We start from the raw sequence: 21256 nt of genomic DNA, 5'->3' as shown, positions 1-21256 counted from the left end.
AATTATGGCCGAAAGAAAAACCTTGCTTATTGTTAATCCGCGTTCAGGCAAGATGAAATCTAAACGAAAGTTATATGAGATCCTTAATATTCTTACACGAGGCGGCTACGCTGTAAATGTGTTTACTACTGCTGCCCCTAAAGATGCCACCCAAATTGTTGTAAATCAAGCGGCGAATTATGATTTAATCGTATGCTGCGGCGGTGACGGAACACTGAACGAGGTGCTTAGCGGACTTATATCCGCCGGACATGAAAACATTCCTGTCGGATATATTCCCTGCGGGACGACCAACGATTTTGCCAGGACACTTCATCTGCCCAAGGACATTCCCGCTGCGACCCGCCATATTCTTAAAGGCAGGTCGGAAATTCATGATGTTGGATATATAAAGGAACGCGGCTCCGGTCCGGCAAAAATATTTTTTAATTATATTGCATCTTTCGGTGCCTTTACAGAAGTATCATATGCGACTCCTCAAAAGCTCAAGAATAAATTCGGATATCTTGCATATACGATCAACGGAGTTAAAAGCGTAGGAAAAATTAAGCCTATACATGCAAAAGTTGACTGCTGTGAACTGAAAATTGAAGATAATTTTATTTTCGGGGGAATATCGAATTCATTGTCTGTCGGCGGAATTATCAAAATGATGCCGGATGAGGTTTCGCTTAATGACGGTAAATTTGAAGTTCTTCTTGTTAAAAATCCTCAAAGCATTTCAGACTGGAAAAGTATTCTGAACGCGATAGATTCGCAAACTTTTGATGGTAATGGTGTGTTTTTCTTTAAAACAAGTCATATTGAGCTTGAATTTGATTATCCTGTTCCGTTTACTAACGACGGTGAATTTGCCGGCGAATATAAACACGCGGTATTAGGTATTTGCGATAAAAAAATAACCTTTATTACATGACATAAAAAAGGCTCGTGGCAAATACCACGGGCCTTTTTGTTAATTTCTATCTGTCAAACTCAGGGTTTATAGCGTAAAAATTATTACAGTCAAGATTGTCTTGAGCTATTCTTAATGATTCACCGAAGCGCTGGAAGTGTACGACTTCTCTTTCTCTCAGAAAACGTATAGGATCTATAACATCCGGATCATCCACAAGTCTTAATATGTTGTCATATGTTGTTCTTGCCTTTTGCTCAGCAGCCATGTCTTCATGAAGATCAGTTATCGTATCGCCTGCTGATTGAAAAGTCGCAGACGAAAACGGAGTTCCTGAAGCAGCCTGTGGCCATAATGCTGTTGTGTGATCCACAAAATATGTATCAAAGCCTTGGGCGACTATCTGTTCGGGAGATAGGTTTCTTGTAAGTTGATATACTATCGCGCAAATCATTTCCATATGACCGAGTTCTTCTGTCGCTATATCGGTCAAGGAAGCAATGATTCTGCCATCCGGCATAGTATATCTTTGCGAAAGGTATCTCAAAGCGGCTCCGGATTCACCGTCCGGACCTCCATATTGTGTTAAAATAACTTTAGCAAAAGCAGCATTCGGAGTTTTTATATTTACAGGGTATTGTAACTTTTTTTCATATATCCACATATTAACACCTCATCCTTTCGACATCTGCCATGGCCATGGTTCATTTACCCATTTCCACTCATCATGTATACATGCATCGTCGGCAGTAATCGGCATGCCGCTCGCTTCTTCATATGCTTTTTTTACTGTTCTTGCACGTTCGCTTAAAAGACAGTATTCCTGCAATGCTTCTTTGGAATCCGGATGCGTATCAAGGAAAAGCATTATGTCAAACATGGCAAATGAAACCGAACAAAGTTCTTTTTTCAAGTCGTTCATATTTTGATTCATGTTTCTGATCATTTAATCATCTCCCTATCTGGTACCCTTTAAACGGCTTTACCAGCTCGTAAAATATGGTTCCATTCATTAAACCTTCCTGCGGATCCATTATTTCACTCCATTGCTGCCATGGCACATATGAAATAGCCGGAACGAACTCCAGATCAAATTCGCTGTTCTTGTTTCTGTTCATACATTCGCTGTTCATTTGTGCGGCGACACGTGTATGTTCACGTTTTGCCTGATATCCCGACATTTTAGGCGCTATATGAGCATACGTCATCTCAGTGTCTTTTTTTATTTCATCGCGCAGTTCATCACTTAAATATGGTCGTCTTGAAGGATCCGCTTCGATGCCACCCGCTGCGCGCGATTTATAATTATTTATCAAATTTGATTCTCCTTATATGCTTTTTTAAAAGCGCGTGAGATAATCTCACGCGCTTTTAATATCAGTATATGCTGATGATGTATTTTATGATTTTATCTTTCTTCGGATCTTTTCCAATGCGGCTTTTTCAATTCTTGAAACATAAGAACGCGATATATGAAGCTTTTCCGCGGCTTCTCTTTGTGTAACCGGTCTGCATCCTGATAAACCATATCTCATTATTATTATATTTTTTTCTCTCTCATCAAGGTCGGATACTATTATTTTTTTCACCTGATCAACTTTTGTTTTCATATCAACAAGCTCGGCATAATCGTCTTCTACATACATTATGTCGAGATATGTCAATGGGTTTCCATCTTTGTCGAATTCAATAGCATCATTTATTGATGTTTCCGCAGAAAGCCTCTTTTGAGAGCGGAAATACATCAATATTTCATTCTGCAGACATTTGCCGGCATATGTTGCAAATTTTGTACCGTTTTCAGGATCGTATGTATCGATTGCTTTTATCAGTCCGATCGTACCTATAGAGATTAAATCCTCCTGATCCTTGTAGCTTGTATAATATTTTTTTATTATATGAGCGACAAGCCGGAGATTGTGTTCAATCAATTTTCCTCTTGCTTTCTCGTCTCCGTTTTTACATAATCGAAAACATTCTTTTTCTTCTTCGGAGCTTAGGACCGGCGGAAATGCGCCGTTTCCCATTACCCTTAAATATATTAAATAAAAGCATTTTAAAACGGAAAACAGCGTGGATAACAGCATCTCTTCCCTCGCTTCATCAAATAATATAATCAATACTTCATAATATTATATGTTGTTCTCTGGCGGTTGTTTCTGATTTTTCCATTATTTTATAATAATCTCTTATATAGATTTAAATTATGCTTATATACCGTAAAGTATGAAAAAGCAATATAAAAAATGAAAAAAACGAGAGTGACAGTAATAAAAGATAATTGAGTTTAATAAAATGTTTAGAAAAGTCTTAATCATATTTTGTAATAGGAATACATATTAAAAATGCGGTGGTTTACTCTATTGTTTTATTTTACATGCTGTTAATACTTTTTTCGACTTATCATTGTATATTTCGATCATAAATTATATCAATTTTTATACCCGGATGTTAATTACGTAATTTCGTACCTCATTTATGCGATTTTACCCATTGTACCACTTCGATTTTATACATTGTACCACGGAAAAATAAATGGTATTATATATTCCAAAATGAAAAAAATACCTCTCATAAATCATGATTATTTGCGCAGAATATAAGCGGAGCCGAAAAGCTCACAAAACAAATAATTACTACGGAGTTTAATATGGCAAGCAATAAGTCTCTTGTTCCCGAAGCAAAGGATGCACTCAACAAGTTTAAGATGGAAGCAGCGTCCGAAGTCGGCGTTAACCTGAAACAGGGTTACAATGGCGATCTTACTTCCAAACAGGCAGGAAGCATCGGCGGTCAGATGGTTAAGAAGATGATCCAAACAGCCGAAAACTCCCTCAGATCTAGCAAATAACAAAAATCAATTAATAAAAATTCCGCCTTTGGGCGGAATTTTTATTTTGACTCGAATCGCTAATTAAGTTGTATAATAAGCTCCGTGCCATATCAATACGCAAAAGAGGCAGAGTGAACTTTCAGTCACACCGCCTCATATATAATTATTAGCAGCTTTTCAATTTGATGAAGCTCGTTTTTACATATTTATAATGTCTTTATATATTCTGATATTTTTCTATCAAATTCTTCCCGAGATCCGTTATTTGTTATATATACATCTGCAAATCCGATCGGACCGCCTTTTTCAAGATTTTCTATTTCGGAATAATCTCTTTTTCTTGCCTCTTCAGGAGAAAGAGGACGAACTGATCTGACAGAAAGCCTTTCATATCTTTTTTCTCTGTCGGTCACAACAGCAAGAAGCTTTATGTCTTCCGGAAATTCATCTAGTAGAATTTTATACTCGCTCCAGGAATACAGACCGTCGAGAACAATATTCGAACTTAAGAGCTTCTCTTTTATTATGGGGCGAAGCAGAATGGCAAAAGCAGCCGAACCGTATTCACGCCTGAGTTGTTCCCTGATTAACTTTTCGTTTGTCTCGTTTTTATCAAGACCTTGTTTTAAAAGCTCATTCATAGTAACTCCGCCAAAATACACTGTTTCCCATCCTGCCCGTTGAAATGCTTCTGCAGCTACCGATTTCCCTGCTCCGCACATTCCGACAAGCGCGACAATCATGAATTTCATATATACTCCGAATATACAGTAATTATTATGTCTGGTTATTTTTCAAACGCTTCTAGAATCTCACAAATATATGTTCTGTGATAATCCGAACGGGTATAATGCGAGGTTATTGCCGGGTCAATAATACATTCAGGTGAAATATCAAACGCATATATTTTCTTTCCGATAAAAATATATTTTGCGTCGGGAAAGAAAAGCTTTTTATCATCACATATATAATTCAATCCGCCGTTTGCCAGCTTATCTTCATCCTTACCACTTACGCTTCCGAAATATGACAGCTGCTTTTTATATGCACCGTCAAAAACTGATAATGTCAAAATATCAGTATTTTCTACTATGGTGTATGTGTATCTTTGGGGACGGATGTGACAGTAGAACACATTTTTACCCCACATTACACCGACAGCACCCCAGCTTGCGGTCATCGCATTTTTCCGTTCTCCGTCGCATGCGCCTATGATCATCCAATTATTGCCTATTGAATTAAACGCGTTGAATTGAGCTTTCGTCAAATCAATTTTATTCATATAAAATATCTCCGATAAATTTTATTTACGGTATAATATTATAACATGAATATCTTTTTTATACCGATTTTATCAAGAATTCCTGCAACCACCACAAAAACCACACCGCTTACAACAGCTTGAAGCAGGTTGAATATCACAGCTCCCAACGCAGCCGCCGTACCGAACAACAATGTATCAGTAAGAAAATAACCTCCGGTTGTAATAATAAGGCAAATAAGGCATCCGATTATATTTCTGCCGCTGAGAATTCTTACTGTTGCTGACGTAAAAGCAAGGCACAGAAGCGCCTTTATTACAAAGGTAAAAACAGAATATACCGCGTATCCCGCTATTATATCTGCTACCGCTCCGCCGATTGCCGCCGCGCACATGGCATAAGGCAGAGGGAGTAAACAAGCGAGAAGATATATGAACATATCACCTATATGAACATATCCGGTGCTTGTAAGCGGTATTTTAACAAAGGCCGTTGTGAGAGCGATTATTGCCGCAAAAAGCGAGGAATAAGTCAGAAGCTTAATTTTATTGTTATTGTTTTTCATTATAAATCACCTTAATTGTGTCGGATTATTTGTATTGTCTTCTATAAGTCGGAAAAGCCTTGGTTCGAGTAAAACGCCTTCTCTAAGCGGATAATTAAAACCGGCTGAATATTCGACAGTGTCATGTACAAAATCGCATGCATCCTCAACAGAACATATAAGATTTCGTCCTTTTAAAATGCTGCCGAGCAAAACAGATGCAAATATATCGCCTGTTCCCGGATAACTTTTTGGTATGTATTCATTTTCAAATATTTCTGTATTGCCGTTTAATGCTTCCTTAAGTCCTGTACATACGGAATTCTTTCTGTGAATACCCGTGATTACAGTATCGGCACCATATTCTGAAAGTCTTAATAACATTTGCCGTATTTCATAATCAGTAGGTGAATCAACATAAGGAATATCAAGTAAAAAACAAGCCTCCGTGAGATTAGGCGTAATGATTGTCGCTTTTTTCACAAGCTCCTTCATTCCTATCTTCAACGGATCTGTATATGTTGAATATAATATTCCGTCATCGCCCATTACAGGATCAATCAGCACGGTTTTTGCTTCGGGAAAAGTGTTTATAATATCGCCGACAAGGTTAATCTGTTCTGCGCTGCCTAAGAATCCGCTGTATATTGCGTCAAACTTAACTCCGAGAGAACTCCAATGAGAATAATAATCCCTTATATAAGGTGTGTAATCAAAAAAAGTAAAATTATTGAAACCGCCTGTATGAGTCGATAAAATAGCGGTTGGAACCGGGCACGGCTGTATTCCCATTGCAGCAAGCACCGGAATTATAACCGATAAAGAACATCTTCCGAATCCGGAAAGATCGTGAATTGCGCATACCCGGGATGGCACTTTATTTGTATTTATATGTGATATTTCTGGGGATGTCATTTTTCACTTTCCTTTTGAACAAAAAATTCTTCTTCGATACGCATTTTGTCAGCAGCTTTTTTCCACATCGGTACAGTCTGAATCAACCAACTGTCGGCATTCAGAATTTTTCCGCTGCTGTAATCGTCATTTGATAATACATCAATCAGTCTGTCATATCTCTGCAGCAGACTGTGCCCGCTGAAATTGTGGCGCAGATTTGTTATATCAATCTGTTTGCCGTTTTCATCCGTGCAATGATATGTAATACGCGGGCCGAAAAGATAATACGGCATTACGGTTTCTTCCACGGCATGCATGGAGGTGTTCGGCTTCGTCCCACAGCCGCAAAGTAATATTTTTCCTTCGGTTTCCATCAGCTTTTTAAACGGAGAATGCGAGCCGCAGGGAGTATCATCAAGTTGATGTTCGCTGAGCATTTCAAATGTCAGCCGTCCGATGCCGCATACGGAATGAGTGGGAGACAGGCTGCGTTTTACGCCTGGAAGCTGTCTGAAAAATTCGGGTATAGCTCCGACGCAGCATGGCGTGGAACGTATGTCAAAGAACGGCCGGGCACGGTTTACTGTTGAATAAGAAAGAGACGGAAGCAAAAGAGTACCGTCTTTCCCGAGAACATCGCGAAGCGCGTCAATAAAAGTCTTTATACCGTCGCTGCCTTCATAGCCGAGAGCCTTATATGATGAATGTACAAGCACCGAATCCCCGTAATGCAGTCCCAATGCTTCAAGATCCGAGCAAATTTTTATATATTGATTGTTCATATAGTGTATCCTCCATCCGCTGATAATATCTGACCTGTGATGTATGAAGAACGTTCTGAGGCCAGAAATAATATTGCTTCGGCAATTTCATCCGGAGAGCCAAAGCGTTCCATGGGAATATTGTATGCGATTTCAGATTTCTCCGTATCAGAAAACCTATCGTTCATTTTTGTGTTTATTACTCCGGGGCAAACGCAGTTAACTCTGATCATACTCGGAGCAAGTTCTTTTGCACATGCTTTTGTAAAGCCGATCAATGCAGATTTTGACGCTGAATATGCCGATTCACATGACGCTCCGGTGATGCCCCACATAGATGAAACATTTACGATAGTTCCGGATTTTCTGTTTATCATACCGGGCAGAAACGCTTTTGTGAGGATGAAGGGCGCTTTAATGTTGATATCAAATACCTCATCCCATTTTTCGTCCGAGGTGAACTGAACAAGATCAAAATGCGATATGCCTGCAATATTCACTAAAGTATCTATATTTTCAAATTCAGAAAATACCTTTTCGGTAAAAATATATACCTCATTCTGCTTTGTAAAATCGGCTTTTATTGAAATTATCTTTACTTTTGCATGTAATTCGTCAACGAGAGATTGCGCGCCTTCGGCATTTGAATTATATGAAAAAGCGACATTATATCCGTTGTTTCCAAAAAGCTTTACAGCAGCAGAACCGATTCCGCCGCTGCCTCCCGTAATTACGGCTGTTTTATTTGAATTCATCTTTTAAATATATCACCGCCGTGAAGATCATATGCGCAATATACCGGAAAATCCTTGACATGAAGCTTTTTTACCGATTCGCAGCCGAGATCATCAAAAGCAATTATTTCACATGAAGTGATACATTCGGAATATAACGCTCCGCATCCACCGATTGCACAAAAATATAAAGCATTATTATTTAAAAATGATTTTTTTGTCTCTATCGAACGTTCCCCTTTTCCTATTATGCCCGAAATTCCCAAAGACAACATTAAAGGTGTGAATTGATCCATCCTTGACGAAGTGGTAGGGCCGCAGCTGCCTATTATTTTACCCGGCCGTGATTCGGTCGGTCCTGCATAATAAATAAATGCGCCCTTCGGATCAAAAGGCAGAGGACGGGAAGCTTCAGCGAGTTCTTTTATACGTTTATGTGCGGCATCACGTGCTGTATATACGGTGCCTGTAAGAAATACTTCATCGCCGGCAACAATTTTGGCACTCCATGTATCATATTCTGAAATCAGAAAATGTTTTGTTGATTCTGTTGTATATATTGACATGTTAATTATTTCTCTTGATTCTGATTATAATCATCGCACGCTTCTTTTATAGATGTAATCTGTAATTTTAACTGTGCGACCAATTCCCCTATAACCTTTATTTCGGTAACGATTTGATCAGCCGTAACTTTTAATGCCGGTATATTATCTCCCACAACACAAGAATTACTTATATTATCTTTCCCGTCTTCGGTTTTGAACGTTTTATCAGACATAATTGCGTTCAAAGCATCGGCAAGCTTGTTCAATTTTTCGATCTTTTCGGATTGCGCTGTAATTAATGAGATATCTTCAAATACTTTATTTGATATTGAGTACAGCTTTTCAGCAAAACCTTGAGCCGAGGTACTGCGTGAGTAAAGCAAAGCCGTCGTATCTACGGCGGGTAAAACCAATGAGTTAATGCATTCAATAGCTGATTTTGTTTTGCTTTCGTTAAACTCGTTTTTAATAGCTTCAATTTGTTGCTGTAACGCTTGTTTATCGGACAATGCTGTGTTTGTTATCTCCGCAAGTCTTGTTTCATATTCAGCTTTTGCTGTTTCAAGTTCTCTTTGCTTTTGCTGAATATCAGAGATATATTCATTATTTTTTTTCAGAATATAATCGTTGACATCCTTTTTATTGTATCCGCCGACAGTGTTTCTGAACAATACATTTTCGGGCATTTTTATCCCTCCGTATGTTTTCGTTGCTATGATTATATCATATAAATCAACAAAAGTTAAGTCCCTTCGTGATATTTTCAGATTGATTTTTAAAAAGGAAAGCGTCATTTATATCTCTCGTATATTTTCATTCCCATGATTGACAGAAAAGTAAAATTGTATTATGATTATATCGTCATTATGCTGTTATTTATAGAGGATTATTTAAATGCAGAATATGCAGAATCCCGCTTCCGGTCTTATAACAACGGAACGAAAAAACCTTATTATTGAAGTCGCAAAAAAATCAGCTCAGTTGATTCTTCAAAACGGCGGCGAGACATACAGAGCCGAGGATACTTGTTCGCGAATTTGTCTATACTGCGGCGCAAAGGAAGTAGATGTGCTTGCGATTACGACTGGAATCGTATTGACAGTCGAATTTCAAACATCGGCAAGAACAGTTGTTGCCAGAATATCAAACAGATCAATAAATCTTCAAATCGTAAATAAAGTAAATACAATATCACGCAATATAATAAGCGGTGAGCTGTCTCTTGAATCCGCAAACGATATTTTAGACGAAATTATACAAAGAATTGAATCCGGTGAGAGCAACAAACCGATAAATCGATTTTTAACAGCTGTATATGCCGCTTTTGCTTCTTCGTTTTTCACCCTGGTCTTTAAAGGGAGTTTTGTCGAATTTCTTATTACCATACTCACCGCCTTTTCAATGACTATTATATCAGGCTATATCGGAACGCTTAAGCTATATTCTTTTATAAATACTCTTATATCGAGCGTTGCCTGTGCAGTATTTGCCGTATCATCTTCATTACTTATACCGGGACTCAGATACGATCTCGTTATTATCGGATCAATAATGCCTCTTGTGCCTGGTCTGGCAATTACAACGGCTGTCAGAGATACCATTAGCGGAGATCTTGTGTCAGGTACAGCAAGACTTACAGAGGCTTTTCTGATAGCAGTCGGAATAGCCGCCGGCGTTGGTATCGTAATTGGTATTGCAATCGCCGCCGGAGTAATAGCATGAAGGAGGCATATTAATGAATTTTTCGGATGTGTTTCTTGGATTTATATATAACTTTTTTGCTTGTCTCTTTTTTGCTCTCCTTCTTCACACACCAAAAAGGTCAATGTTTTGGGCTTCGTTTCTGGGTGCAGCAGGTTATGTGGTTTATCTGTTTACACAGCGTTATATCAATATTGCCGCCGGCTTTTTCTTTGGAACGCTTCTCATGTCAATCGGAGCTGAAATTTTATCAAGGCATAAAAAAATGCCTGTCACCGTTTTTATCACTCCGGCAATTATTTCTCTTGTTCCCGGAACCGGATTATACCAATCCATGGTTTATTTTGTATCAAATGATACAGCCAATGGCGTAAATGTTGCCGTAGAGACTATTATTAACGCCGGAGCTATGGCGATAGCAATTGCATGTACGGGAGTATTGTTTCGTATGAAGACTAATACACACAAATTTCATATAAAGTGATTTCAATTGACCGTTAGATAATTAGATTGTATTTAAAAATCGATTGTGCGACAGCAACAACAACAGCGACAAAGACATCGACAGCACTTCTCATTTAGTCGTAAGTTATAGTTATTAAAAGTCATATGTCAGAGTCTTTTCTCTCTTTAAGTGGGTCATTATTTAATTGCCGAGTTAATAAAAAGGCGCAGTCTATTATACATTTAGACTGCGTCTTTATTTACGTATTTAACATTACATCAACAATGTGATGATGTCGGTAATCATATAATTTAAAGCAATTTCTAAAACATGATATTTCGCAATATTATATTTAAAAAACGATTGTGTAACTGCAACGACTGTTTCTCATTATGATGTTAGTTTTAGTTATTGGAGATTACCTTAATTAATGCCAATATTATAATTATTCTTAATTATTTTGAATTTCCAGAATATAAAGAATACACAATTCGGTTTATAGCCGAAACTGGCAGGAAACGAGATATAAATACTAAAAGCTTATATTTGTTTCCTATTGTATACAGCGGAGCCACATTGCGCTTTTGAGATATATCAAATATTTTACGTGCAGCATATTCCGCGCTCATACCGTTTTTTTCATCATGCTCCATTACCGAAACAGAACGTCCGATACGGCTCTCATACACTTCGTTTCCCTTACTTGATTTTATTCTGGCATCGGTAAAGCCGGTACATACATCACCTGGCATTACCGCGCAAACGGAAATCCCGAAGTCACGGACTTCGTTTCTTAAAGCTAGGGAAAAAGCATTGATCGCGCCTTTGGAAGCCGAATAAAAGGATTGAAAAGGTATTGGAAGAACCGCGGCAACAGAGCTTAGGTTGATTATTCTGCCTTTATTATTTCTAAGCAAAGGCATTGCGAAAGAACAGCAAAGATACATGCCGATGAAATTAACTTTAATTTGTTTCATTGCGTCAGTGTATTCGGTATTTTCAGCAGAACCAGATATGCCAATTCCGGCATTGTTGATCAAAAGATCAATTCCTCGTTCTTCAGATGATATTTTTTCAAATGCGCTTTTTAAAGACATTTGATCGGAAACATCCGCTGTGATATGAATTATACCGGCACTATCTTCGCCATGTCTGCTCAATTCATAAATCTTATAACCGGCATTTGCACAGAGTGCGCAGAGCTCTTTGCCGATTCCGCTTGAGCCGCCGGTGATTACCGCGATTTTCATTTTCTTTTATCCATTACTGTCTTAATTATATCCTGAGCCTCGTCGATGAGGGGTTTCGTAAGCGTAGCCATATAGCTTGTTCTCAGCAGGCACGAATTCGGAGCTGTTGCAGGCGGAAGCACCGGATTCACATATACTCCCGCGTCATATATTGCTTTTGCGCATTCCAGCGTATTGAGAGCTTCATATGTATAAATCGGTATTATCGGTGTTTCGGACATAATTATAGATATACCGCGTTTTATGAAGCCTTCCCGTGCGTATTTTGATAGCTCGCGCAGACGCGTTACGATCTCCGGATGAGCTTCAAGATACCTCAGCGACGCAAGCGCCGCGGCACAACTCACAGGAGTGATCGAAGCGGCAAAAATGAACGGACGGGAGGTGTGTTTAACAAAGTCGACAACCTTCTTGTCGGCAGCCATATATCCGCCGAGGCTCGCGAGGGATTTACTGAAGGTGCCCATATATATATCGACATCCTTTGCCAGCCCGAAGTAATCTGCAGTGCCTCTTCCTCCTTCACCGAGGATTCCGAGACCGTGAGCGTCGTCGACCATGACTCTGGCTCCGTATTTTTTTGCCAGAGATACAATTCCGGGAATATTAGCTATATCTCCGCCCATACTGAATACGCCGTCAGTCACAATCAGTATGCCGCGGTTTTCAGGAACCTTTTGGAGCTTGTCCTCAAGATCCTTCATATCGCTGTGTTCATAATACAGTATTTTTCCATGACTAAGACGGCATCCGTCGTAAATACTTGCATGGTTTTCTCTGTCGCATATAACATAATCATGAATGCCGACAAGAGCAGAAATTATTCCGAGATTTGTCTGAAATCCAGTTGAAAAAGCGACACAAGCCTCTTTTCTCAAGAAAGCGGCCAATTCAGTTTCCAGCTCAAGGTGCATTTGAAGCGTGCCGTTGAGAAATCTTGATCCGGAGCAGCCTGTTCCGTATTGTTCAAGCGCTTTACGTGAAGCTTCCATAACTTCGTTGCATGCAGTCAGTCCAAGATAATTATTGGAACCGAGCATAATCCGCCGTTTGCCTTCCATTATCACTTCAACATCCTGCCTCGACTGAAGAGCGTGGAAATAAGGATAAACACCTTTTTCCTTGATTTCGTCGGCAAGCTTATAATCATAACACTTTTGAAACAAATCCATATATTAGCCACCTTCTAAAAAAATAAGCGTGAAAGTATCGATATCAATATCAAATAAATATTCACTATTTCGTAATATTTATATTATGCCATAAAAGAAGCAAAATGTCAATATGTAGTCTGATAAAAGTTGATTGACGATATCTATAACTTTATTTGCTGATTTTTATATACCTGGTTTTAAACCCGGAACTGCAACTTAATATTGTTTTTGAATATTATTATAGAAACATTATATTATATGTATAATGATTTATATTATTATTTTCCCAACATTATATTGCGATACCGAAAACGTTTATATTGAATTATTCACAATTTAGTGTTATACTGGAAATACTGATAAAAACCAATAAATATAAAGGATTCGGCAGAATTAATTATGATAATAGGACAATTTTGCGATGTATATCCGCCTCACTTGGACGGTGTAGGCACAGTAGTCAAGAATTATGCTATTGAATTGACTTCTGCCGGAGATGAATGTTATTATATAGCGCCAAACGCTGAAAACGATGAAGGTCCGACAGCTTTTAAAACATTGCTGTATAAAAGCGTCAAGCTTGCGGGCGAAGCTTATCATATAGGTCTTCCGTTTACCGATATATCATTTCAAAAAGTACTTCTTGGCATAAATTTTGATATTTTACACGCACACAGCCCTTTTGGAGCGGGGCATCAGGCTCTTTGGCTTTCACAAATCAAGCATGTTCCCATTGTTGCTACATTTCACTCAAAATATTACGACGATTTTTACAAGAAAACAAAAAGCAAAAGAGTCGCCAGGCTTATGGTAAAATCTATTGTAGATTTCTACAACAAGTGTACAGAGGTTTGGACGGTCAACACAGCAACTGCCGATGTGCTTAGTTCCTACGGATATAAAAAGGAAATATATATAATGCCCAACGGCACAAATCCATGGAATCCGAAAAAAGATATTTCCCGGGAAATAAGAAACGAATATGGTGCGTCTGAAATGCCTCTATTCCTTTTTGTGGGACAGATGAATTGGAAAAAAAATATAAGATGCACACTTGACGCTTTAAAGCTTTACTCAATGGAACATGATTTTAAAATGCTTTTAATCGGTTCCGGTCCGGACTTTGACGAAATAGTCGGTTATGTTCAACAGCTCGGATTACAGGATAAATTTATTTTCCCAGGTCATATATCAGACCGTGAAAGGCTCATGTCTGTATATGCGTCATGCGATCTTTTCCTTTTTCCTTCAATATATGACAACGCGCCTATGGTAATGCGTGAAGCCGCCGCGGCAGGAACTCCATCCATACTGGTAAAAGGGTCCTGTGCATCCGAGGGAATAATGGATTCATACAACGGTTTTTTATGCGATGATTCTCCGGAAAGCCTATGCAATGCCATCATACATGCCCTTCCCAAAGCCAAAGATGTAGGCGCTGCGGCAAAAGAAACAATACCTGTTAAATGGGATGTTATAATCAAATCTGCACGAGAAAGATATGTAACATTGATTGAATCATCCGGTAAATAATTCGAAGAAAGCCAAATAGTGCTTTATAACTTAAAAATCATTATTTGATTTGATTACCGATTATTAATCATTTGGATCAGCCAATCAAGCAGGAGGCTAATCATTAGTTGGTTAACCGGCCACCGAACGTAACGTTTGGTACGGAGGTTAATTATTAACGGCATTTAAATAAGCCTTGTTTTACGGTAATTATTTAAATGCCGAGTTAATAAACAGAATACAAGTACTCGTAAATGTTGAGGATATTGAAGTATCCCGCCTTTGCGAGTTTTTATTTGTAATGACAAGCGTTAAGCCTCGCGATTGATGCCTTGTCTTCGACTAACAGTTCCTGCTGTCAAGTCTGCAGCGGACTTCACCGCCGAGTAAACACGCCTGCCTGGCGCACCGCAAAACAGCGCCGCAGCACATTATATGCTGCGGCGTTGTTTAATGAAAATATTTCTTAATTTCCTTTTCCTTTGCCGTTTCCGTTGCCGTTGCCGTTGTTTTCGCTAATATTATCATTTTCGCTACCGGTTGAACTCGGATTGCCGTTATCTTTCTTATCGAATTTCACAACCGATCCGGTAATAGCGTTTACTGTAACGCAATAATCGCAACCATTAGCTGTAAACTTTAATTCATAACGTCGGCAGGCGCCGGTTTCATCACATACATTAACACTGCATTCCGTATCGGTTTCTGATAAAATCCCTGCCATTTTAAATGCTATGTTTTTTGCGAGTTCAATATCGATGTATTTCCCCGATTGTTCATTTTCGCTGTTTTCATTGCCTTTGCCGTTATTATTCTTTTCATTTTCAGATCCTGTAACTAGCGCGGTTTCATTGCTATTTTTATTTCCGTTGTTACCATTGCTGTTGTCTTTGCCGTTATTATTTTTTTCTTCAGTTTCAGTAGCAATCGCGTTTGTATCTTTGTTTTCGCAATATTCATGTCTGAATTTTATGACAGCCCCGGATATAGCGTTTACGGTTATATCATATTCGATACCGTCGTATATAAAACTGATTTCATATCTTGATACTCCGTTTTCTGTATTAAAATCAGTTTTTAAATCGATATCCGCAGATGAATCAATTCCAGCTTTTTCGAAGGCTATCGCTTTTGCCTGCTCGATATCAATCAGTTCTTTCTTATTATCCTCGCTGTTTTGTTTTCCATTGCCGTTTCCGTTGCCGTTATTATTCTTTTCATTTTCAAAGCCAGTAGCGGGCACAGTTTGATCGTTATTTTTGTTTCCGTTGTTGCTTTTTCCGTTATTTCCGTTGCCGTTGTTTTGCTCATCTTCAGCCGGTGAATTAATGCTATTTAATATTTCTCCGTTAAGCGCATCAATTTCGTATTCATATTTTGTGCCGTTATATATGAGCTTTACATTATATACAATTTTGCCATCATTACAATTAAGTTTTGCTGAGAATGAATCAAGATCGTTTTGCCTATCAATTCCTGCATTCTCCATAGCAATTTTTCTTGCGTTGCCGGCTCCTATATAAGATAGCTCGCTGGGCGTGCCCAGAGAATACATATCATCGGTTTCTTCAGGCTCTTCGGTTTTTTCGATTTCACCGGTTTCGTCTGTTTCTTCCTCTGATGGCTGTATGAGAAGATTCAATTCATGGATTGAAAGCGTAGATAGCGTTTCAAAATCCAAATCAGGATTTTTAGCAATAATATTGGAGATAAAGGTTGCTTTCCCTACAGAAATTCCGTATTGCGATGCAGCATTCTTTGCCGTTTGGTTTCCGCATGCGGATTGGGCTATGATCGCTCCCTCAACGGAATTGCTCTTCAATACCGAGTCAATGGTTTCTACGACATGCTTCTCAATTGCATCACGCTGACCTTCGTCTCCGTTATCAACTGTAACAAGTATCGAATTATGAAGCTCGTTTATATATCCGTGTTCCACAAGAGAGCCTATAATTGCATAGATTGCGACATCAACCGTAGCTCCTTCAAAATCGAGACCCTCAAGGATTTTTTCCGCATCCGCGTTTTTTGCTATAACCGATATTATTTTATTATCACTGCTGACATTTATCTCTATGCTGGGATTGACGTCAAGCTCGATTGTTGAAGCAGCCGCGGAAACCTTATTGAATTCTCCGTATACGAACACTCCGCTTACAATCAATACAAACGCAGCGGCGATAGCTATGATTCGCTTTAATATTCCGTTATGTGCGTAATTCTTTGATTTTACAGCACACTTTTCGATGGTGTTTTTCTGATCATTCATATCTTTTTTCGTCCTCCCGTTACTGCATTCGGAGAGGATCTTTCCTATAATGTCAGGAACACTGTTGTCAACAGCGTTGGATAAACCATTTAGAATTTCATTCTCTGTTATTGCCATCGTATTTCCCCTCCATGGCATTTTTTAATTTTTTAATTGATCTGTTGTATTTTGACAGGACGGTTGATAGAGGTATTTTTAAAAACTCTGCTATTTCACGATGCAGAAATCCGCTTACAGCATGAAGCATGACGATTTGTCTCTCATCGTAATCAAGAATATTCATGGCAGCCTCTAAAAGCATTTTATCTTCGCTGTCTTCAAGGCTGGTATCCGTGAATAAAGCTTCCGCGGTATCTTCGTCGAAGTAAGCCAACTTTTTATATGCTCTGAATTTATCTGCTGCCAGATTCCTGGTAATCGTCAATATCCATGCGAGAGGCTTCCCTCCCGGATGGTATGAGTCGGACGATGTAAATACTTTTACATATGTGTCCTGCAGGACATCCTCCGCATCATGACGGTTCCTTAGAATCGATAGTGAATATCCGTAAACGGAGCTTTTAGTCAGACGATAAAGCTTTTCCAAAGCCTTTGCTTCACCACAAGCGATTCCGGCAATGCATAATTCAATCTCAACCTCAAATTGTGCTTTTTTGTCTGCTTGTAAAAGCATTACATCTTCATATGATTCAACACCGTTATTTGAATACACATCATATCGCCTCCTGTCATCATAATAACGCACAGTATTGCCCTTTTATTGCACGTTATTTCAACAAATTCAAATTAAACAATAAATTTATTTAATCCGGGGATAAGCTTTATGATGCTCACAGCAATAAAACTTATAATAAAAACAATAAAAGCAAATAACGGAACCATAAAAACAGGATTTACAGAAACAACAGTGAGCCCCATTTTGACAAGATTCATATTAATAAAATCATGAATAAGATACATACCGAACGAGCAGCCCGATATATATGAAATTATTTTTGTTGCTTTTTGTGAGAATTTTATTTTTCCAACTGTATCTCGGAAAAAGATAAATACGGAGAGAGCGGCAAGCATAGTCGTAGGCAATAAATACTCGTAAAAAAGTTCGCACTTGATATTCTTGAGTACCGAAGACAAATATGTAAGGTATACGGTGGCGATTACGCTGGCCGCTCCTCCCGAATATATAATAAGCTTTATCAATTTTGAAATTTTTAAATTTTTCAGATAATAACCTAAAACAAAATAAAACGAATAGCCTAAAAAAACGTCGAGACGAAGTTTTTCATTTATCTGCGCAGTAAAAGTACCGATTATCGGAACATATCTGAAGGCAGGCATGAATATAGCGGCAAAAAACGACACAGCGAGAAAGTATCGTGCTGTTTTCGGGTTTTCCGCGATCGGCTTTAAAACAGGAATTGCTATATATAATCCGACAAGCATAAATACGAACCATAAATGGAAATGTCCTACGATAATTGCATTGATGAAATCATATATACTTTCAAAAGGCTTTTGCCCCGCCGCAATCAAGTCGATTTTATCATAAAAAACGTAAGCGGCGGCCCAGAATATATAAGCGGTAACGAGTCTTAAAATACGCTTTCCGTAAAGCTCTCCGATTGAGCTTGTTCTTTTCGGGTCGAGCATATTCCATCCGGAAAGCATAATAAATACAGGCACGCAGAATCTTACCAGCGAATCGTATATATTCATAATCATCCAGTTATACGAATCCACGGGCTCGCTGTACCATTTCATAGCTGCCGTATGAACAATAATCATCGTATATATTGAGACTATTCGCAATAAATCAAGATTGACAAACCTTTTGTTTTCTTTTGCGGGCATTTGTTTTGCTTCGTTCATATTAATGACCTTTCGAATAATTAATTTTTTCTGGCACATGAGTTTATCTCTAATACGAGACAATTATTATTTTATTACCTTTTTAATAATTATGCAAGTCAGGTTGAAAAAAAATAGTGTTTGTGATATACTTCCAATATTATCAAAGAAAGGAAATATGTTATGAATAAAGAAAACGCTCTTGAAAAACTCAAAGCATACGAAAACACTTTGTTTGCGCTTAATCATGCCCAGGGGCTGATTTATTATGACGGTGCGACAACAGCACCGGAAACCTCCGCTTTAATTCGGGGAAATACACTTGGAGAGCTATCAAGAATTTCATACGAGCTTTCTACGGCTCCTGAAAATATCGAGATGCTGGAATACCTGCTTTCAATAAAAAGTGAGCTTCATCCGATAAACGCACGCGAAGCGGAGGAGCTGTATCGCGATTACGACATAATAAGAAAAATCCCGATAAAAGAATATGTTGATTACCAAAAATTGATTTCAGACGCGGATGCTGTGTGGCATAAAGCCAAAGAAAATAACGACTTTGCTTCCTTTGAACCTTATCTTCAAAAAATATTTGATTCTAATATCAGATTCTCCGCGTATATTGACAGCACTAAAAAGCCATATGATATTGCTCTCGATTTATACGAACGGGGACTCACGAGTGAAGTATGTGATGCATTTTTTACAAATTTACGTAAAAAGCTTGTTCCGCTTGTACATGCCGTCAGTGAAGCCGACCAAATAGATGATTCTCCTTTACTGCAGGATTTCCCGGTTGATAAACAGCGTGGATTTTCTTCATATTTAATAGATATTCTCGGAATAGACCGCCGTTCATGCATCATCTCCGAAACGGAACATCCGTTTACAATTCAATTTTCAAAGAAAGACGTGCGGATCACAACTCACTATTATGAAAACCAGCTATCCTCATCACTATATAGCGTTGTCCATGAAGGCGGGCACGCTCTTTACGAGTTGGGTATAGGGGACGAGCTTATGAATACCTGTCTCGAAAAAGGCGTATCAATGGCAATTCACGAAAGCCAATCGAGATTTTATGAAAACATCATCGGACGCAGCCGTGAATTCTGCGAATTAATACTGCAATATTTAAAACGCTGCTTTCCAAAGCAGCTAAAAGATATTGATACGGATAGATTTTATAAGATGATAAACAAATCCGAACCTTCACTTATAAGAACGGAAGCAGATGAGCTTACTTACTGTATGCACATTATGATAAGATACGAGCTTGAAAAAGCAATGTTCGACGGTGATATTAAAGCGCATGACCTCCCTTCGGAATGGAATCGACTTTACAAGGAATATCTCGGTGTTGTTGTTCCTGACGACAGACACGGTGTGCTTCAGGACAGTCATTGGTCAAACGGAAACATCGGATATTTTCCATCTTACGCATTCGGATCGGCATATGGAGCGCAGATACTTGATACAATGAATAAGGAAATAAATGTTTACAGCGAAGTGAAGAATAAAAACATCAAAGCAATAAACGAATGGAATCGTGAACATATCTGGAAATATGGCAGTATGTATAATCCCACCGAGCTTTTTAAAAAAGTCTGCGGAAAATTCAATCCGGATTTTTATATAAGATATCTGCAAAAAAAATACTCGGAAATATACGGTATTTCAATATAAGAAAAGACGCTGCTGTATATATATCGATATGCGGCAGCGTCACGCATTTTATTATGTTATTTTAGCATGATATCATGTTACGGATACCATTATAAAATACCATAAATAGTTTTTGAGACAATACTATATATAAGTATGTGCAGAAAATAATATATTAATATGATAATATATTTTTTTATGATACTTATTGACAAAATATGAAATATAGTGTAATATTATCCTGTATTTACAGAGATTTCATATTATTCAAGTATCTCTGTAATATAGGAAGGAAACCATGAAAAGAACCTTTATCAGTATCTTTCTTGTGGTCGCTTTTGTTTTTTCCGCGGCATGTATTCCGATATCTGCCACGGATAATTACAGTGATATAGTAGGTCACTGGGCCGAAGCGGCAATCAGAGAATGGGGAGACAACGGAATAATAACAACCTTCTCTGACGGATTTCATCCGGATGAGGCAATTACATACGGGGACTGGCTGAATATATATTTAAAGTTCTTCCCGGGCAACGGAAAGCCGACGGATTATGTGTATGCAAATACAGTATTAACCCGCGAGGCCGCTATTGTTGTGCTTGCCAATTCATTCAAGTATTCATCAGCAGACGCAACCTCGACCTTCAAAGACAATGACAGCATTTCCGCATGGGCAGTGGAATCGGTTGCGGCAATGCAGAATGCGGGCATTGTTTTAGGCGATGACGGTTATTTGAATCCAAAAGAAGCATTGACAAGAGCAGAGTTTATCGCAATGCTTGACAGATGCATAGTTCTGTATTGCGCAAGCGGTACATTTTCTACTGATGTCGACGGGAATGTAATAATCACCAAAACCGGAGTAACTCTCCACGATATGGTGATAGACGGAGACCTGTTCATAACCGCCGATAACAGCGATGACGCAATTACTCTTG

Annotated in this window: 24 protein-coding genes; 7 read left to right on the top strand and 17 right to left on the bottom strand. The window is 38.5% G+C overall.

Going from position 1 to position 21256, the window contains the following annotated elements:
- The first annotated feature begins 4 nt into the window (after positions 1 to 4).
- Positions 5 to 916, top strand: coding sequence for a YegS/Rv2252/BmrU family lipid kinase (locus VB118_12680; GenBank protein ID MEA4833457.1), 912 nt, complete (start codon positions 5 to 7; stop codon positions 914 to 916).
- Between the two features lie 46 nt (positions 917 to 962).
- Here the strand turns inward: VB118_12680 and VB118_12675 are convergent, their stop codons facing one another.
- The 4 genes from VB118_12675 to sigK form a co-directional block, all read right to left on the bottom strand.
- A complete protein-coding gene (locus VB118_12675; GenBank protein ID MEA4833456.1) occupies positions 963 to 1559 on the bottom strand; it encodes a manganese catalase family protein in 597 nt (198 codons plus the stop codon).
- A gap of 9 nt (positions 1560 to 1568) precedes the next feature.
- Complete coding sequence (locus VB118_12670; protein MEA4833455.1) at positions 1569 to 1841, bottom strand: spore coat protein CotJB; 273 nt, start codon at positions 1839 to 1841, stop codon at positions 1569 to 1571.
- Positions 1842 to 1845: 4 nt separating this feature from the next.
- The gene (locus VB118_12665) at positions 1846 to 2211 is read right to left on the bottom strand and encodes a spore coat associated protein CotJA (GenBank protein ID MEA4833454.1); all 366 of its coding nucleotides are present in this window, start codon (positions 2209 to 2211) and stop codon (positions 1846 to 1848) included.
- 84 nt (positions 2212 to 2295) lie between these two features.
- On the bottom strand, positions 2296 to 2982 hold the full coding sequence (sigK, locus tag VB118_12660; GenBank protein MEA4833453.1) for an RNA polymerase sporulation sigma factor SigK: 687 nt from the start codon (positions 2980 to 2982) through the stop codon (positions 2296 to 2298).
- A 563-nt stretch (positions 2983 to 3545) separates the two neighbouring features.
- Between sigK and VB118_12655 the strand changes: the two genes are divergently transcribed.
- On the top strand, positions 3546 to 3746 hold the full coding sequence (locus VB118_12655; GenBank protein MEA4833452.1) for an alpha/beta-type small acid-soluble spore protein: 201 nt from the start codon (positions 3546 to 3548) through the stop codon (positions 3744 to 3746).
- Between the two features lie 188 nt (positions 3747 to 3934).
- Here the strand turns inward: VB118_12655 and VB118_12650 are convergent, their stop codons facing one another.
- From VB118_12650 to VB118_12615, 8 genes are read right to left on the bottom strand one after another with little or no spacing between them, the layout of a single operon-like run.
- Positions 3935 to 4480, bottom strand: coding sequence for a hypothetical protein (locus VB118_12650; protein ID MEA4833451.1), 546 nt, complete (start codon positions 4478 to 4480; stop codon positions 3935 to 3937).
- A gap of 35 nt (positions 4481 to 4515) precedes the next feature.
- Positions 4516 to 5010 (bottom strand): flavin reductase family protein, encoded by a 495-nt coding sequence (locus VB118_12645; protein ID MEA4833450.1) that lies wholly within the window; start codon positions 5008 to 5010, stop codon positions 4516 to 4518.
- A gap of 38 nt (positions 5011 to 5048) precedes the next feature.
- Positions 5049 to 5555, bottom strand: a complete 507-nt coding sequence (locus VB118_12640; protein MEA4833449.1) for a TIGR04002 family protein — start codon at positions 5553 to 5555, stop codon at positions 5049 to 5051.
- Between the two features lie 6 nt (positions 5556 to 5561).
- Positions 5562 to 6449 carry a pyridoxamine kinase gene (locus tag VB118_12635; GenBank protein ID MEA4833448.1) on the bottom strand — a complete coding sequence of 296 codons (888 nt, stop codon included), beginning with the start codon at positions 6447 to 6449 and terminating at the stop codon, positions 5562 to 5564.
- Positions 6446 to 7213: an AAC(3) family N-acetyltransferase gene (locus VB118_12630; GenBank protein ID MEA4833447.1), complete on the bottom strand. Its 768-nt coding sequence runs from the start codon at positions 7211 to 7213 to the stop codon at positions 6446 to 6448. The genes VB118_12635 and VB118_12630 overlap by 4 nt, the downstream gene beginning before the upstream one ends.
- Positions 7210 to 7947, bottom strand: coding sequence for a glucose 1-dehydrogenase (locus tag VB118_12625; GenBank protein MEA4833446.1), 738 nt, complete (start codon positions 7945 to 7947; stop codon positions 7210 to 7212). Before VB118_12625 ends, VB118_12630 begins: the two co-directional genes overlap by 4 nt.
- A complete protein-coding gene (locus tag VB118_12620; GenBank protein MEA4833445.1) occupies positions 7944 to 8492 on the bottom strand; it encodes a FumA C-terminus/TtdB family hydratase beta subunit in 549 nt (182 codons plus the stop codon). The genes VB118_12625 and VB118_12620 overlap by 4 nt, the downstream gene beginning before the upstream one ends.
- Positions 8493 to 8497: 5 nt before the next feature.
- On the bottom strand, positions 8498 to 9160 hold the full coding sequence (locus tag VB118_12615; GenBank protein MEA4833444.1) for a hypothetical protein: 663 nt from the start codon (positions 9158 to 9160) through the stop codon (positions 8498 to 8500).
- A 208-nt stretch (positions 9161 to 9368) separates the two neighbouring features.
- Between VB118_12615 and VB118_12610 the strand changes: the two genes are divergently transcribed.
- Positions 9369 to 10196 (top strand): threonine/serine exporter family protein, encoded by an 828-nt coding sequence (locus VB118_12610; GenBank protein MEA4833443.1) that lies wholly within the window; start codon positions 9369 to 9371, stop codon positions 10194 to 10196.
- A gap of 13 nt (positions 10197 to 10209) precedes the next feature.
- Positions 10210 to 10659 carry a threonine/serine exporter family protein gene (locus VB118_12605; GenBank protein ID MEA4833442.1) on the top strand — a complete coding sequence of 150 codons (450 nt, stop codon included), beginning with the start codon at positions 10210 to 10212 and terminating at the stop codon, positions 10657 to 10659.
- 416 nt (positions 10660 to 11075) lie between these two features.
- Here VB118_12605 and VB118_12600 read toward each other — a convergent pair whose 3' ends face one another.
- Entirely contained in the window at positions 11076 to 11870 is a 795-nt protein-coding gene (locus VB118_12600) for an SDR family NAD(P)-dependent oxidoreductase (protein ID MEA4833441.1), read from the bottom strand.
- Entirely contained in the window at positions 11867 to 13042 is a 1176-nt protein-coding gene (locus VB118_12595; GenBank protein MEA4833440.1) for a pyridoxal phosphate-dependent aminotransferase family protein, read from the bottom strand. The genes VB118_12600 and VB118_12595 overlap by 4 nt, the downstream gene beginning before the upstream one ends.
- Positions 13043 to 13423: 381 nt before the next feature.
- On the opposite strand from VB118_12595, the gene VB118_12590 reads away from it, so the two are divergent.
- A complete protein-coding gene (locus VB118_12590; GenBank protein MEA4833439.1) occupies positions 13424 to 14557 on the top strand; it encodes a glycosyltransferase in 1134 nt (377 codons plus the stop codon).
- 445 nt (positions 14558 to 15002) lie between these two features.
- Here VB118_12590 and VB118_12585 read toward each other — a convergent pair whose 3' ends face one another.
- The 3 genes from VB118_12585 to VB118_12575 form a co-directional block, all read right to left on the bottom strand.
- Positions 15003 to 16922 carry a PepSY domain-containing protein gene (locus VB118_12585; protein ID MEA4833438.1) on the bottom strand — a complete coding sequence of 640 codons (1920 nt, stop codon included), beginning with the start codon at positions 16920 to 16922 and terminating at the stop codon, positions 15003 to 15005.
- Positions 16903 to 17517, bottom strand: coding sequence for an RNA polymerase sigma factor (locus tag VB118_12580; protein MEA4833437.1), 615 nt, complete (start codon positions 17515 to 17517; stop codon positions 16903 to 16905). Before VB118_12580 ends, VB118_12585 begins: the two co-directional genes overlap by 20 nt.
- A 74-nt stretch (positions 17518 to 17591) precedes the next feature.
- Positions 17592 to 18674 (bottom strand): acyltransferase family protein, encoded by a 1083-nt coding sequence (locus VB118_12575; GenBank protein MEA4833436.1) that lies wholly within the window; start codon positions 18672 to 18674, stop codon positions 17592 to 17594.
- Positions 18675 to 18836: 162 nt separating this feature from the next.
- On the opposite strand from VB118_12575, the gene VB118_12570 reads away from it, so the two are divergent.
- Positions 18837 to 20339 carry a carboxypeptidase M32 gene (locus VB118_12570; GenBank protein MEA4833435.1) on the top strand — a complete coding sequence of 501 codons (1503 nt, stop codon included), beginning with the start codon at positions 18837 to 18839 and terminating at the stop codon, positions 20337 to 20339.
- Positions 20340 to 20616: 277 nt separating this feature from the next.
- Positions 20617 to 21256: S-layer homology domain-containing protein (locus VB118_12565; protein MEA4833434.1), on the top strand; the 640-nt coding region annotated here is incomplete at its 3' end.

The sequence above is a fragment of the Oscillospiraceae bacterium genome (genome assembly GCA_034925865.1).
In the GTDB taxonomy this organism is placed as follows: Bacteria; Bacillota; Clostridia; order Oscillospirales; family SIG627; genus SIG704.
Note: the sequence above shows the minus strand (reverse complement) of the source record. Positions and strands in the feature narration are given on the sequence as shown.